At 71.0% G+C, this 14361-nt stretch carries 13 protein-coding genes; 10 read left to right on the forward strand and 3 right to left on the reverse strand.

Going from position 1 to position 14361, the window contains the following annotated elements:
- The 3 genes from HLK59_RS04550 to HLK59_RS04560 all read right to left on the reverse strand — a co-directional run.
- Positions 1 to 312, reverse strand: a 312-nt coding sequence (locus HLK59_RS04550) for a hypothetical protein (protein WP_171139899.1), incomplete at its 3' end; no start/stop codon positions are given.
- A complete protein-coding gene (locus tag HLK59_RS04555) occupies positions 309 to 1655 on the reverse strand; it encodes a TldD/PmbA family protein (RefSeq protein ID WP_171139900.1) in 1347 nt (448 codons plus the stop codon). The genes HLK59_RS04555 and HLK59_RS04550, both read right to left, overlap by 4 nt.
- Positions 1656 to 1710: 55 nt before the next feature.
- Positions 1711 to 2679 carry a TauD/TfdA family dioxygenase gene (locus tag HLK59_RS04560; protein WP_171139901.1) on the reverse strand — a complete coding sequence of 323 codons (969 nt, stop codon included), beginning with the start codon at positions 2677 to 2679 and terminating at the stop codon, positions 1711 to 1713.
- Positions 2680 to 2939: 260 nt separating this feature from the next.
- On the opposite strand from HLK59_RS04560, the gene HLK59_RS04565 reads away from it, so the two are divergent.
- From HLK59_RS04565 to HLK59_RS04610, 10 genes are all read left to right on the forward strand, one after another.
- The gene (locus tag HLK59_RS04565; RefSeq protein ID WP_171139902.1) at positions 2940 to 3800 is read left to right on the forward strand and encodes an isocitrate lyase/phosphoenolpyruvate mutase family protein; all 861 of its coding nucleotides are present in this window, start codon (positions 2940 to 2942) and stop codon (positions 3798 to 3800) included.
- An 82-nt stretch (positions 3801 to 3882) separates the two neighbouring features.
- Entirely contained in the window at positions 3883 to 4857 is a 975-nt protein-coding gene (sbnA, locus tag HLK59_RS04570; RefSeq protein WP_171139903.1) for a 2,3-diaminopropionate biosynthesis protein SbnA, read from the forward strand.
- On the forward strand, positions 4850 to 5899 hold the full coding sequence (sbnB, locus tag HLK59_RS04575; protein WP_171139904.1) for a 2,3-diaminopropionate biosynthesis protein SbnB: 1050 nt from the start codon (positions 4850 to 4852) through the stop codon (positions 5897 to 5899). The genes sbnA and sbnB overlap by 8 nt, the downstream gene beginning before the upstream one ends.
- A complete protein-coding gene (locus HLK59_RS04580; RefSeq protein ID WP_171139905.1) occupies positions 5896 to 7587 on the forward strand; it encodes an amino acid adenylation domain-containing protein in 1692 nt (563 codons plus the stop codon). Before sbnB ends, HLK59_RS04580 begins: the two co-directional genes overlap by 4 nt.
- 1 nt (position 7588) lies before the next feature.
- Positions 7589 to 8773, forward strand: a complete 1185-nt coding sequence (locus HLK59_RS04585) for a nucleotidyltransferase family protein (RefSeq protein ID WP_171139906.1) — start codon at positions 7589 to 7591, stop codon at positions 8771 to 8773.
- Entirely contained in the window at positions 8770 to 9642 is an 873-nt protein-coding gene (locus tag HLK59_RS04590; protein ID WP_171139907.1) for a hypothetical protein, read from the forward strand. The genes HLK59_RS04585 and HLK59_RS04590 overlap by 4 nt, the downstream gene beginning before the upstream one ends.
- Positions 9639 to 10766 carry an aminotransferase class V-fold PLP-dependent enzyme gene (locus HLK59_RS04595; RefSeq protein ID WP_171139908.1) on the forward strand — a complete coding sequence of 376 codons (1128 nt, stop codon included), beginning with the start codon at positions 9639 to 9641 and terminating at the stop codon, positions 10764 to 10766. The genes HLK59_RS04590 and HLK59_RS04595 overlap by 4 nt, the downstream gene beginning before the upstream one ends.
- 4 nt (positions 10767 to 10770) lie before the next feature.
- Entirely contained in the window at positions 10771 to 13029 is a 2259-nt protein-coding gene (locus HLK59_RS04600; protein ID WP_171139909.1) for an FAD/NAD(P)-binding protein, read from the forward strand.
- Positions 13026 to 13751, forward strand: coding sequence for a maleylpyruvate isomerase family mycothiol-dependent enzyme (locus HLK59_RS04605; RefSeq protein ID WP_171139910.1), 726 nt, complete (start codon positions 13026 to 13028; stop codon positions 13749 to 13751). The genes HLK59_RS04600 and HLK59_RS04605 overlap by 4 nt, the downstream gene beginning before the upstream one ends.
- A gap of 65 nt (positions 13752 to 13816) precedes the next feature.
- Positions 13817 to 14359 (forward strand): thiamine pyrophosphate-binding protein, encoded by a 543-nt coding sequence (locus HLK59_RS04610; RefSeq protein ID WP_171139911.1) that lies wholly within the window; start codon positions 13817 to 13819, stop codon positions 14357 to 14359.
- Positions 14360 to 14361 lie beyond the last annotated feature (2 nt).

Consider the following 14361-nt stretch of genomic DNA (forward strand, 5'->3'; position numbering starts at 1 on the left):
GGGCGGGGCGACGGCGTCGGTCCCGGGCAGCGCCCGGCCCACCGCGAGGGCGGCGGTGACCAGGGCGGGGTCGCGGGAGTCGGGGATGTTCTGCACGGCGTAGCCCTCGCTGCCGTCCGCCCATACGGTGAGGGCGGTGGCGCCGGTGGTCACGTCGCTGCGGCGTTCGGCCGTGCCGAGGCGGCAGACCAGTTCGTCGGTGTGCCGGCGCAGGGTCCACACCTCGGCGTCGGCGCCGTGCCGTGCCGCTTCCTCGATCAGGGCGTCGCTCGCCGTCGCGGCGGTGCTCGTGCTCGTCGTCGGGCCGCTCATCGCTCGGTACCGCCCACCAGGAGCGAACCGACCCGGAGGGTGGGGCCGACCACGCCGACCGTCACCCACTGTCCGAACTTGCCGCACTTGGCGGCGCCCACCGTGCTGTCGTCGGCCACGGCGTCGATGTCCCGGAGCACCTGCGATCCCGTTCCCGTGATGGTCGTCTCTTCTATCGGGTCGGTGACCCGTCCGTTCTCGATGAGGTATCCGTTGGTCACCCGGAAGGTGAACTCGCCGGTGGACTCGATGACTTCGCCACCGCCGACGTGCTGGGCGTAGATGCCGTGCCCGGTGGAGGCGATGATGTCGGCCACGCTCGATGTGCCGGCCGCGAGGCAGGTGTTGGTCATCCTGGGCTGGGGCGGATCCAGCGCGGTGGTGCACCGGCCGTTGCCGCTGGAGGAGCGGCCGAGGCGGGCCGCCGACTCCTGGTCCGTCAGGTAGCCGGTGAGCACGCCGTTCTCGATGAGGGTGGTCGGGTTGCCCGCGGTGCCCTCGTCGTCGTAGGTGTAACTGCCCACCGCCTGCGGGACCGTGGGGTCGTCGACCAGGGTGACCAGGGGGGAGGCGATGTCCTCGCCGAGGCGGCCGGCGTACACGGAGCCGCGCAGTACCTCGTCGCCCTCCAGGGGGTGGCAGCAGGCCTCGTGCAGCAGGACCATGCCCCGGCCGCCCGCGACCACGACGGGGAGCCGGCCGACCGGTGCGGGTCTGGCGTCGAGCCCGGTCACCGCGCGGCGGGCCACCTCTTCTCCGGCCGCACGGACGTCGATGCCGCTGAGCGGCCCGCTGATGCCCGGGGTGTAGAAGCCGGTGGCGACGCGGCCGCCGCGGCGGGCGATCACCCGGATCGTGAGATAGCTCAGCAGGCGGTGTTCGTCGTACAGCCCCGTGTCGTCGGCGAGCACCAGGTCCTGCTCCCCGAGCTCGAAGTCCACCACGACCTGTGCGACCGACGGGTCGAACTTCCGGGCGGCTTCCTCCAGTTCGGTCAGGGCGCGCAGCGCGGAGGACAGTTCCATCCACTGCGGCACGGGTCCGTCGTGCGGTCCACGGTGGTCCGCCGGGCCCCGGGTGTCCTCGGCGGCCGGCCGCGCCACCGTCGGGTCGAGGCCGAAGACGGCACGGTGCCGGTAGGAGTCGCGCAGCACATAGCGGGCGGCCGTGGCCTGTCCCCGCTGCACGCTGATGTCACGGACCTTCCCTTCGGCGTACCGGCCGCCCAGGCGGTGCCAGGACTGCACCGCGGCCGAGGTCGCGACGCAGTCGTGCGGGCGCTGCCGGCGCATCTCGGCGGCCAGGTCGTGACCCACCGAGCGGAGGGAGTCACTGAGTCGCATGGGGTGTTCTCCTCGGCTGGACGTGCCGGTCTTGGTGACGGCGGGCGATGCGGGGCTACTTGCTCGACCACATGCGGAACATGTAGCGGTTGACCTGCTCCGGGCTGTCGGCGCTCAGGTCGATCTCGCGGGGCGCGAACCGGTCGTAGAAGGCCGTGCGGGTGTGCAGGAACCGGTCGTCGGCGGAGACCAGGGTCTGGCCGCGTTCGAGGCGGATGCGGTACTGCACGGACGACTGGTCCAGCACGGCGTCGAAGAAGTCGAGGGCGGCGCGCTGTTCGTCGGTGATCGGCTCGCCCTTCTTCTCGTGGGCGACCTCGATGTACGTCCGGAAGTAGCGGACCAGCGGTTCGCCCTCGGCGGTGTAGCGGATGATCGGCGAGCGGAAGAAGCCGGTCTCCTCGGTCAGCGACATGCCGCGCTTCTCGAACCAGAAGTCCTGGGTGAGGATCTTGAGGACGTCGGGGTGCTCGGCGAGGACGTCGTGGACGGGCTTCGCGTCGACGAGGATGCTCTCGCCGCCGATGTAGGCGGAGCGGCCGCAGGACAGCAGCAGGTAGTCGATGGGGTCGACGTCGTTGACGGCGTCGTTGTGCATGTACGAGCCCTGCTTGGTCTGGTGGTAGCGGGCGCCGTCCTCGATGGTCTTCCGCACGCCTCGGTCGTACACCTCGATCAGGCGCCAGCCGTCGGTGTTCTGCACCATGGGCCGGCCCAGCGCGGTGCCCAGCACCCAGGCGTACAGGGCCTGTTGGCGCAGAGACCGCACGCCTGCCACGCGGTCGTACACGATGAAGTGGGTGCGGGAGTCGATGACGTCGCGGCTCCCGTCGACCTCCGCGGCGAACAGCGGTACGGCGGTGAGGTCCACCTCGACGGCGTCGACCCGTGCCCGCGGGTGCTGCCGGTCGAGTTCGGCCACATAGGCGGCCAGTTCGCTCTGAGCCTGCTCCGAGAAGGTGTGGAACGCCTCGGCGGGGACTTCCAGAGTGCGTGGGTGAGTAGGCGCGAGCGTGGTGCTCATTCTCTGCTGTTCCTCTCTGCTTCCCGTCGGCCCGACAGCCGGGCCAGGACGATTGGAACACGTTGGCAATCCGTTGACAAGCAATTGACAACTCTTGCCAAGCCCATCTAGCTTCATGGACTGTGCCGATCGATCAAACGCTCCCCTGGCTGGATCTCGGCAGCTCACAGCAGTTCAGCGCAGCCCGGGCACGACTCAGCACAGCTCAGCACCGTGGCAAGGATTGCCATCTCACTGTCAAAAGACCAGGAGTTTCAGGCGTGCAGCGACCCATATACCCCTCATTCCGCTCCGTCTTGGCGGACAACGACGTCGTCCGGGTCGCGGGAGCGAACCACGCACTGGGCGGACTGCTGGCCGAGGAGGCCGGCTTCCAGGCCGTCTGGTCGTCGAGCCTGGAGGTCTCCGCGTCCCGCGGGCTGCCCGACGCCAGCATCCTGAGCATGACCGAGTACCTCGAAGCCGCCGCGAACATCCAGAAGGTGCTGCGCATCCCGGTCGTGGCCGACTGCGACACCGGTTACGGCGGCAACCTCAACGTGGGGCACATGGTCCACGAGTTCGAGGCGGCCGGCATCACCGGACTCTGCCTCGAGGACAAGCTGTTCCCCAAGATGAACAGCTTCGTGGCGGGCGGTCAGACGCTGCTCGGCACCAAGGAGTTCGCCAAGAAGATCAAGATCGCCAAGGAGGCGCAGGCCTCCAAGGAGACCTTCGTCATCGCCCGCACCGAGGCCCTTATCAGCGGCCTGGACGTGGACGCGGCCCTGGAACGCTGCCGCACCTACGCCGACTCCGGAGCGGACGCCGTGCTCGTCCACTCCAAGGTCAAGACCCGCGACCAGGTCGTCGGCTTCCTGGACGGCTGGGACTTCCGGGTCCCCGTGGTCATTGTCCCGACCACCTACCCCGACTGGCACATCGACGACATCCGGCAGGCCGGCGTCTCCGTCGTCATCTACGCCAACCAGGGCCTGCGCGCCACCGTCAGCGCCCTGCGCGACACCTACCGCTCCGTGTACGAGAACGGCGACACCACGGCACTCGAAGGATCCATCGCCTCCGTCAAGGACATCTTCGCGCTCCAGGGACTCGACGCCTGGCAGAAGCTCGACAGCTGATCGCGGGGACAGCCGCGCGGCGGGAGAGGGACGAGCGGACGGCGGCCGTGAGCGGACCAGCGCACAGAAGCGGACAGGACCCTTGGCAATCATCTCTACGGCGGACGACCTGCTCGACAGCGACGTCTACATCGACCTGGACCACACCGTCGGCATCCCGCTGCACCTCAAGTGCGAGGGGTTCAACTTCGCGGGTTCCGTGAAGCTCAGGGCGGCCACGTCCATGGTCGCCTCCGGCCTGCGCAACGGCCTGATCGACGAGGGCTCCACCCTCGTCGAATCCTCCTCGGGCAACCTCGGCGTGGCGCTGAGCATCGTCGCGGCGGCGCGGTCGATCCCCTTCGTCTGTGTCACCGACCCCAAGTGCAACCCGGCCACCGTCAAGCTGATGCGGGCCCTCGGCAGCGAGGTCGTGGTGGTGGACAGGCCCGACGCGAGCGGCAGTTACCTCTCCGCGCGCAAGGCCCTCGTACGGGAGCTGTGCGAGCACAACACCGGCTACGTATGGCTCAACCAGTACGAGAACCCGGCCAACTGGCTCGCCCACTACGAGAACACCGCGCCCCTGATCGCGAAGCAGTTCCCCGGCCTCGACGTGCTCTTCGTCGGCGTGGGCACGGGCGGGACGCTCAGCGGCTGCGCCGAGTACTTCCGGGAGAACCGGCCCGAGGTACGCATCGTCGGCGTGGACACCGTGGGCTCGGTCAACTTCGGCCTGTCCGCGGGCCCCCGCCATCTGCCCGGGCTCGGCGCCAGCGAACCCATGCCCTTCGTGCACCGGGACCTGGTCCACGACGTGGTCCGGGTGCCGGAGCAGGACGCGGTGCGGATGTGCCGGCGTCTGGCCCGCTACGGATTCCTCCTCGGCGGCTCCACCGGAACCGTCGTCAGCGGCGCCGCCGGATGGCTGGCCGAGCACGACCCGGGCCGCTCGCTGAAGGCGGTGGCCATCTCCGCGGATCTGGGCGATCGCTACATCGAAACGGTTTACGACGACGCGTGGGTCCAGGACACCTACGGCGACCTTCACATGGAACGGGAAGACAGCAATGGCTGAGCAACAGGCCGGACCTCCGGGATTCTCCGTCGTCCCGGGCGAGGCCGTCCACACAAGCCTGGCGGGACGCCGGGCGGAGATCATCGACCTGGTCGAGGACGCCTACCGGCTCCACGGCGAGGGACAGACCGTGAACCCGCCGTCCTACTTCCTCCGCTTCCCCGACCGGCCCACCGCGCGCATCATCGCGCTGCCGGCCTCGGTCGGCGGCGAGGCCGCGGTCGACGGCATCAAATGGATCTCGAGCTTCCCCGCCAACCTCGACCTGGGCATTCCGCGCGCCTCGGCGCTGCTGCTGCTCAACGACCCGCGCACCGGCTACCCCTACGCCTGTCTCGAAGGGTCGATCATCAGCGCGGTGCGCACCGCCGCGTCGGCCGCCTCCGCCGCCCGCCGGCTGGCCGGGCAGCGCGGCACTCCACGCCGCGTCGGCTTCTTCGGCACCGGCCTGATCGCCCGGTTCATCCAGGAGTACCTGTCCGAACTGGGCTGGCAGGTCGACGAGTTCGGGGTGTTCGACCTCAGCGCGGAGTACGCCGCCTCCTTCGCCGGCCAGGTCCTCGGACCGACCGGCAGGCCGGTGCGGATCCACCAGGACGCCGAGTCCCTGATCCGCTCCTCGGACCTGATCGTGTTCGCCACCACCGCGGCCACCCCGCATGTGGTCGATCCCTCCTGGTTCGACCACAACCCGCTGGTGCTGCACGTCTCGCTGCGTGACCTGGGGACCGAGGTCGTGCTGCGCAGCGCCAATGTCGTCGACGACGTCGAGCATGTGCTCAAGGCCGACACCTCCGTGCACCTGGCCGAACAGCAGACCGGCAACCGCGACTTCCTGGACGCCACGCTGTACGACGTCCTCGCCGGCAAGTTCACCGCGCCCGCCGACCGGCCCGTGATCTTCTCGCCGTTCGGCCTGGGCGTGCTGGACCTCGTCGTCGGCGCCCATGTGCACCGGCTGGCCACCGCCGCCGGCGACACCGTCCCCATCGGCGGCTTCTTCCACGAGCTGGACCGCCACCAGAGTGTGGGCGCCTCATGACCGCGACCCTGCTTCCGACGGAGCTGCCGCTCGTCCCGGGTGCCGCGGACCGGGCCCGCGAGCTGGGCCTCGGCCTGGACGGCGGCCGGTTCGACACCGCGTCCGGCGTGCTGACGCGGGTGGCCCGCACCGCGGCCCGCACCCCCGACCGCACCGCCGTCGTCGACGGCGAGTCCACCCTGACGTACGCCGGACTGCTCGCCCGCGTGGACCGGTTCCGCACGGTACTGAGCGCGGCCGGCTGTGAGGCCGGCACGGTGGTCGCGGCGGTCGGCGACCGCTCCCCCGACACGATCGCGGCGTTCCTCGCCCTCGAACGCCTCGGCGCCGTCTATCTGCCCATCGCCGCCGACTGGCCGGCCCAGCGGGTCGGCCAGGTACTGGAGCGCAGCGGGGCCGACCTGCTGCTCGACTACTCCGGCGACCCGGGAGGCGGCGGCCCGCGCGGCCGTACGGCCGTGAAAGCGGCGGCCGAACTGGGCACGACGGTGGTCGCGGCACCCGACGGCGACGCGTCGGAGCCCACCGCACCCGGGCCCGCCCCGTTCGCCGACGACGCCCCGGACCACTCGCTGGAGCCCCGCTACTGCATCTTCACCTCCGGGACCACCGGGCGGCCCAAGGGCGCCTCGGTGGAGCACCGCGGCATGACGAACCACCTCTGGGCCAAGGTCGAGGACCTCGGCCTGACCGCGGCGGACCGGCTGGCCTTCACCGCCCCGCTGGTCTTCGACATCTCCATCTGGCAGATGCTGGCCCCGCTCCTCGTCGGCGGCACCGTCGTCGTGGTGCGCGAGCCGGAACTGGCCTTCCCGCGGCGCCTGACCAACGTCCTGGAACGGTCCGGCGTCACCATCGTCGAACTCGTACCGACCGTCGTCGGCTGGATCACCGAGCAGGCCGAGCGCCGCAGCGGTGTCACCCTGCCCGAACTGCGCTGGCTGATCTCGACCGGCGAGGAACTGCACACCAACCTCGCCGCCCGCTTCCTGGCCGCCGCGCCCCACATCCGGCTGCTCAACGCCTACGGCCCCACCGAGTGTTCGGACGACATCACCCACCACGAGGTGACCGCCCAGGACACCGCCCGCCCCCGGCTCCCGGTCGGCGCACCGGTCACCGGCGCCCGTCTCTATCTCCTCGCCCGCGAGGACGACGGCCGCTGGCGGGCCGCAGACCCCGGCGAGGCGGGTGAGCTCTTCGTCGGCGGAGTGGTCGTCGGACTCGGCTACGTCAACGACCCCGACAACAACGCCACCGCGTTCTTCACCGACCCCTTCGACCAGCACTCCCCCACGGGGCGCCTGTACCGCACGGGCGACCTGGCGCGTTTCGAGGACGGCATCGTCCACTACCTGGGACGCGTGGACCGGCAGGTCAAGGTCGCCGGAGTGCGCATGGAACTGGACGAGATCGAGGTCGTCCTGCGACGCCATCCCGCGGTCGACGAGTGCGCCGTCGTGGTGCCCGTCGTCGACGGGCGGCCCGAACTCGCCGCCTGCTACACGCTGCTCGCCCCCGTCCCCGCCGAGGAGCTGAGGGCCTACCTGGCCGACTCGCTCCCCGAGGCCATGGTGCCGCGCCGGCTCACCGAGCTCGACGCGCTGCCGCTGACCCAGAACGGCAAGACCGACCACCGTGCGCTGCGCCAGTTGACGCAGGACGGCACTACCCCGGCAAAGGTGTGACATGGCAAGCGAGAACACGAATCCGGTACCGGCTGCCGACGCCCCCGCCGCCGAGGTGACCGTCGACGACCTGCCCCACCACGCCCGGCTGCTGCTCAGGCTCGCCCGACTGCGCCTGAGCGAGGCCGACGTCGCGGAGATCCGCGCCCTGGCGGCCCACCCCGACCACGACTGGGGGGCGTTCCTGGAGTCGGCCGCCTGGCACAAGATGCTGCCCCTGGTCGGCCGGCACGTCGACCGGTACCGCCTGGACCGCAAGGCGGGAGACTCCCCGGGCTTCCCCTACTCCTGGGTGTTCATCGGCGCCTATCTGAGCAACCGGTCCCGCAACCAGGCGCTCGCCGACGAGTTCGGCCGTGTCTTCGCCGAACTCACCGCCGCCGGACTGCCGTTCGCGGTCCGCAAGGGCTTCTCCCTCGGCGAGGGCGAGTACCACGACCCGGCGCTGCGCCGCATCGCGGACCTCGACGTCCTGCTCGCCCGCGACGACGCCCCCGCCGCCCACGAGGTGCTCACCCGGCTCGGCTACCTCCAGGGGCAGGTCGCCGAGGACGGCGAGCGCATCGAGCCGTACAGCCGCCAGACCCAGCTGTTCTGGAAGCTGAACCTCAGCAACCAGCTGCCGTACCGCAAACCCGGCGGCCGCCCCGACATCACCGACTTCAACGTCGACATCTGCCATGACATCTTCCAGAAGAAGACCGGCATATCCGTGGCCGCCGGGGAACTGCTCGACCGGGCCGCACCCGCGGTGCTGTGCGGCGTCCCCGCCTGGGTCCCGGCCCCGGACGACCGGCTGCTCGACCTGTGCTCCCACCTCCACAAGGAGGCGGTCAGCCTGCACTTCTTCGAGAACAAGCAGGATCTGCAACTGAGCAAGTTCCTCGATCTGAGCCTGGTGGCCGAGGCCACCGACGACGACGCCTGGCAGCGGTTCCTGGAACGGGTCAGCCAGGTCGGCGCCGAGGCGATCGTCTACTACGCCCTGCACTTCACCGCCGTGCTGTACCCGCGGTCCGTGCCCGTGTGGGTGCTCGACAAGGTGCGCCCGGACGACACCGACTACCTGGAGCAGTACGGCTCTCTCGACGGGAAGAGCGCACGCTGGCAGCAGAGCTTCCTCGCGCGCCTCTTCGACCCCGGCCGGCACACCGGGGGCACCGCCTCGAATGTGCCGCTCCAGTGACCGGCGGCGATGCGCGGGCCGCGGAGCCGGGACTGCTGGTCCTGAAGGTCGGCGGCAGCCTTCTCTCCGACAAGCAGCACACCGGCGAGACCGACTACACGGCGATCGACGACTACGCCGCCCTGCTCGCGGACCTGGTCGCCGCCTACCCCGGCCGGGTGGTCCTGGTGACCGGCGGCGGAGCGCTGTGCCATCCGGTCGGGCTGCGGATCAAGGCGGCCAAGGACGACCCGTACGCCGCCGTCGCCCTGACCGAACCGGCGTTCCTGATGCGCTGGGCGTGGACGACCCGGCTGCGCGCCAGGGGCGTGCGGGCCGTTCCGCTCCAGGTCACCTCCATGCTGGAGGAGCGGCCCGACGGCACCCGGGCCCACCACACCGCGGTCGTCGGCCGGCTGCTCGCCCAGGGCGCGCTGCCCGTGCTGTCCAGCGACTGCTTCCTCACCGCCGAGGGCACCCTGCGCATCCTCAGCAGCGACGACGTGCCCGCCGTCCTGCTGGACCTGGGCCTCGGACCGGTCCGGGTGGTGGCCCTCACCGACGTCGACGGCATCCACACCGGGGGCCCCGGCTCCCCGGTTCTCGCCCACCTCGATCCGGACGACCTGGCGGCAGCCCGCGCCCTGTTCTGGACGGACGCCTGGGACGCCACCGGTGCCATGGAGGGCAAGGTCGAGGCGCTGGCCGACTCCGCCCGGCGCGGCGCCGAGTGCGTCATCACCCGCGGCGACCGCACCGCGGCAGACCTCAGGCACCTGTTCGCCCCGCTGCCGGACTGGCCGCAGGACGCCCCGCGCACGCTGATCTCCCGGCACGCCCCGAGCGGCACCACCCCCTCCCCCGCCCTCTTCCTGGAGAACGCCCCATGACCACCGCGCCCGACCGCCAGGACCGGGTCGTCCTGCTGAACCCGGGTCCGGTCAACGTGCACGACCGGGTCCGTACCGCCATCGCCTCGCCCGACGAGTGCCACCGCGAACCAGAGGCCCAGGAGCTGCTGGTCACCGTGGCCGACAAGATCGCCGAGGTGTGCGGCGGCACCGGCTCCCACACCGCCGTGCTGCTCACCGGCTCGGGTACGGCGGCCCTGGAGGCGGTCGTCAGCTCCGTCGTACCGGCCGACGGGCGACTCCTCGTCCTCGACAACGGCCACTACGGCGAACGGCTGCTGCGCATCGCCCGCGTCCACGGCATCGACGTGGACCATCTCGAGTTCGGGTGGGCCCATCCCATCCCGCTCCAGGCCGTCGACCGCTTCCTGGACGAGCACCCCGACGTCACGCACATCGGCGTGGTCCACCACGAGACCAGCACCGGCATGCTCAACCCCCTGCGCGAGCTGGGCGCCCTCGTCGCCCGGCACGGGCGGTCGCTGATCGTCGACGCCATCAGCAGCCTGGGCTCGGAGGAGCTCGACGTCGTCGCCGACCACGTCGACTGGTGCGTCGGCACCGCGAACAAGTGCCTGGAGGGACTGCCCGGGATCAGCTTCGTCTGCGCCCCGCGGGAACGGTTCGCCGCGCTGGAGCCGCTGCCCGCACGCACCTTCTACTTCGACCTGTTCGCCAACTACCGTGCCCAGGTCCTCGACCGCAGCCCCCAGTTCACGCCGGCCCTTCAGGTTCTGCGCGCTCTGGACACCGCGCTGGACCTGACCCTGGAAGAGGGTGTGGCCGCCCGCGGCCGCCGCTACGCGGACCGGGCCCGGGAGATCCGCGAAGGCCTCGAACAGCGGGGCATCGAGCTGCTTTTGCCCCCGCACCAGCGGGCCGGCTCCATCACCAACGCCCACCTGTCGGGCGGCCTGACGTACGACGAACTCCACGACGGGCTCAAGGAGCGCGGCTACGTCATCTACGCCACCCAGGCGAAGTCCGCCGGCGTGTTCCGGCTGGCCAACATGGGCCAGCTCACCGCGGCCGACATCGCCGGCTTCTTCGCCGCGTTCGACGACGTCCTGAGCAAGCACGAGACCGAGAAAGAGGAGTGGTGAACCGGTGACGACCGACAACGCCCAAGCCGCTGCGCCGATTCACCTGGCCATCGTGGGCGGCGGACCCACCTGCACCTATGTGCTGGAACGGCTCGCCGCGCTGGTGCGCGCCAACGACCGCTCCGTACGCCTGGAGATCGTGATCTACGACCTCTCGGGCGAATTCGGTCCCGGGCAGGTGCACAGCCCCGATCAGACCAGGACCAGCTATCTCAACCGGGTCGTGGGCCAGGTGGCGTTCGCCGCCGACGAGAGCGTCGTCGAGGCCGGCCCCCTGCTCACCGCCGACGAACGGCCCACCTTCCTCCAGTGGTGCCGCAGGAAGTTCCAGGAGACCGGCGACGCCCGCTTCGACCTGGTCGCCGAGGACTGGCCCAAGCGCTATCTGCACGGCCTCGCCCTGAAGGACCAGTTCACCCATTACGTCGACATCCTGCGCGCGGCCGAGGGCGTCACGGTCACGCTGAAGCGCTCCGAGGTGGTGGACCTGGAGGAGCGCGGCGAGCGGTTCGGGATCCTCACCGCCGACGGGGCGACGCCGTACGAGGCGGACTACGTCCTCATGCTCACCGGCCACTCCTCCAACCGGCCCGAGCTCGATCCGCGCCAGACGGCCTGGGCCGACTTCACCGCCCGGCACCAGGCCCATCTGATCCCGAACGCCTACCCGTTGGAGCGCTCCCTCGACCCTGCCCGCACCGGCCCCGGAACCACCGTGGCCTGCCTGGGCATGGGGCTCACCGGGATCGACGTGCTGCTGTACCTCACCGAGGGCAGGGGAGGCACCTTCGAACGGGACGCGGACGGCCGGCTGGAGTACCGGCCGTGCGGGCGCGAGCCCGACTCCGTCGTCGCCTTCAGCCGCTCCGGACTGTTCACCTTCGCCCGCCCGTACAACGAGAAGGAACGCGACATCGCGGCCCTGGAGTACAAGGGCCCGTTCCTCACCACGGCCGCCGTGGCCCAACTGCGCGCCACCGTGGGTGTGTCCAACGTGATCGGCGGCCACGAGAAGCGCCAGCTCGACTTCGAGGCGCACGTCTTCCCGCTGATCCTGCTGGAGATGTCGCTGATCTACTACGGCACCCTGTACGGCACCGAGTTCCGTGCGGCGGCCATCCGCGCGGCCCGGCCCGGGTACGAGAAGTTCCTCGCGGACGCCGACGCGTTCGCGGATCACCAGGAGGCGGCCGCGTTCCTGCTGGCCCCGCTGGATGAGCTGGCGCGGTCCGCCGCCGACCGGGTGGACCAGGCGCTGGCGGGCCGTGCGGCCCCGGCCGGCGCACAGCCGCAGGGGCAGCCGCCGCTCGCCGGGCTGCTCGGTTCCTTCCTCACCGTGGTCCACGGTGCCGACCGGGCCGCCGAACTGCTCGAACTGGCCGATGCCCCGGAGCGGTTCGCGGCCGCCGCGGCCGCCGCCGACTCGCCGTGGCGGCACGCGCTGCGCGCCGCCGAGCACCGCTTCTCCTGGGAGCGGACGATCGCCCCTGTCCCCCGCAGCGGCTACCCGAACGCCGAGGCGTACGTCGAGACCTTCCTCGACTTCCTCGATGTGGACATCCGCTGGGCGGCCCAGGGCAATCTGAGCAACCCGGCGAAGGCCGCCGCCGACGCGGCCTGGCGCGACCTGCGCGGGGTGGTGATCGACGCGGTCGACTTCGGCGGTCTGCGCGCCTCCTCGCACCGCACCTTCCTCGGCGTGTACACCCCGCACCACAACCGGCTCTGCCAGGGCGCCTCGGTCGAGGCCATGGAGAAGGTGACCGCGCTCATCCGCTCCGGCCACGTCGACATCTCGGCCGGCCCCGGCGCCCATGTCGAGACCGACGAGGACAGCGGCCGGTTCCGGGTGCGCGGGCCGGTCACCGGCACCGAACGCCACGCCGACGTGCTGGTGGACGCCCGCGTGCACGCCTTCGACGCGGAGCGCGACGTGATGCCCGTCTACCCCAACCTGCTGCGCCGCGGACTGGTGCGCAAATGGACCAACCCCGGTGTCGGAGAAGCCGACTTCGTCCCCGGCGGACTCGACCTGACCCCCGAATTCCACCCGGTGCGGGCGGATGAGACGGTCGAGTCGCGGATCACCTTCCTGGGCCCGCCCAGCGAAGGTGTGATGTACCACCAGATCGGCGCTCTCCGTCCGAACAAGGACCACCACGTCATCCGGGACATCCTGTGCTGGATCAACGCGTTCATGCCGCAGGGATCCCCGGCCGGTACGGAGACGACGTACACAGACGCAGAAAGGACCCCGGCATGAGCAACACCCCTCACAACGCCCCGGAGTACGGCGGCATCGAGATCCCGGAGCGGCTCAAGGAGATCACCGCGGCGCACGAGCGGCTGCGCGCCGAGGCGGCCGGGCTCAGCGAGCAGGACGCCCGCGCGGCGATCGAACTGCCCGGCTGGACCCGGGGCCACGTCCTGATCCATCTCGCGGACCTCTCCCGGGCCTTCGCCCGGCAGGCCCGGTACGCCGTCGAGGGCCGGACCGTAGAGGTGTACGACGGCGGCCGTCCCACCCGTGACCGGCGCATCGAGGAACTCCACGACCGCCCCGTGGAATGGCTGCGCGAGCAGCTGGAGGAGGGCCTGACCGCCCTGGAGGAGGCGTGGGCGGCGCTCGGTCCCGACGGCTGGGACCTGCCCTCCTCGTACCGCAACTCGCCGCTGTTCGCGACGCAGTTGGCCTGGTGGCGGGAGACCGAACTGCACGGGGTCGACCTCGGCGCGGGCCACCGCTCCGAGGACTGGAGCACCGCGCTGTCCGCCCATGTCGTCGCCTTCCTCCAGCCTCGGCTGCCCGAGGGCACCGTCCTCGTCGCCGAGGACACCGGCCAGGAGTGGCGCAAGGGCACCGGCGACGGCGCCGAGGTCCGCGGCTCCCTGCGCTCGCTGGCCGCCTGGATCTCGGGCCGCCCCCACTCCGTGGCGCCCACCACGACAGCGGCCTCCCTGCCCGAACTGAACGCCTGGCCGTAACCGGCCCGTGCCGCGCGTCCGTCGGGGCGCGCGGCACCCGTACCCCCTGGAAGTGAGTTCACGTCATGACCGTCACCCAGACCGACCCGGCACCGGCCGGGCAGCTGGAAACCCCGGCACAGCAGCTTGTCCGGGCCTTCGCCGAGCGGGGGTTCACCCACTTCACCGGGGTGCCCTGTTCGCTGCTCAAGGGCGTCTTCAAGGTGCTCGAAGGCAAGGAGGCGCCGCTCGCCGAGGGCCTGGCCTATCTGCCGGCGCCGCGCGAGGACTCCGCACTCGGCGTCGCCTCGGGGCTCGCCGCCGCCGGAGCCAGGCCGGTGGTCCTCATGCAGAACTCCGGTCTCGGCTACTCCCTGAACGTGCTGACATCACTGAACCTGATCTACGACCTGCATGTGCCGTTGATCGTCAGCTGGCGCGGTCATGACGGCAACGACGCGGTGGAACACGACGTGATCGGCCGTGAACTCACCCGTCTCCTCGACGTGTTCGACCTGAAGCACACGGTCTTCGACCCGGAGCAGCCCTACGCCTCCGTCGACCGCTGCCTGGCGAAGGCCGAGGACGGCCGGTTCACCCCCGTCCTCATCGTGAAGGAAGGCATCTGAGC

This window comes from Streptomyces sp. S3(2020) (genome assembly GCF_013044505.1).
Lineage (GTDB): Bacteria > Actinomycetota > Actinomycetes > Streptomycetales > Streptomycetaceae > Streptomyces.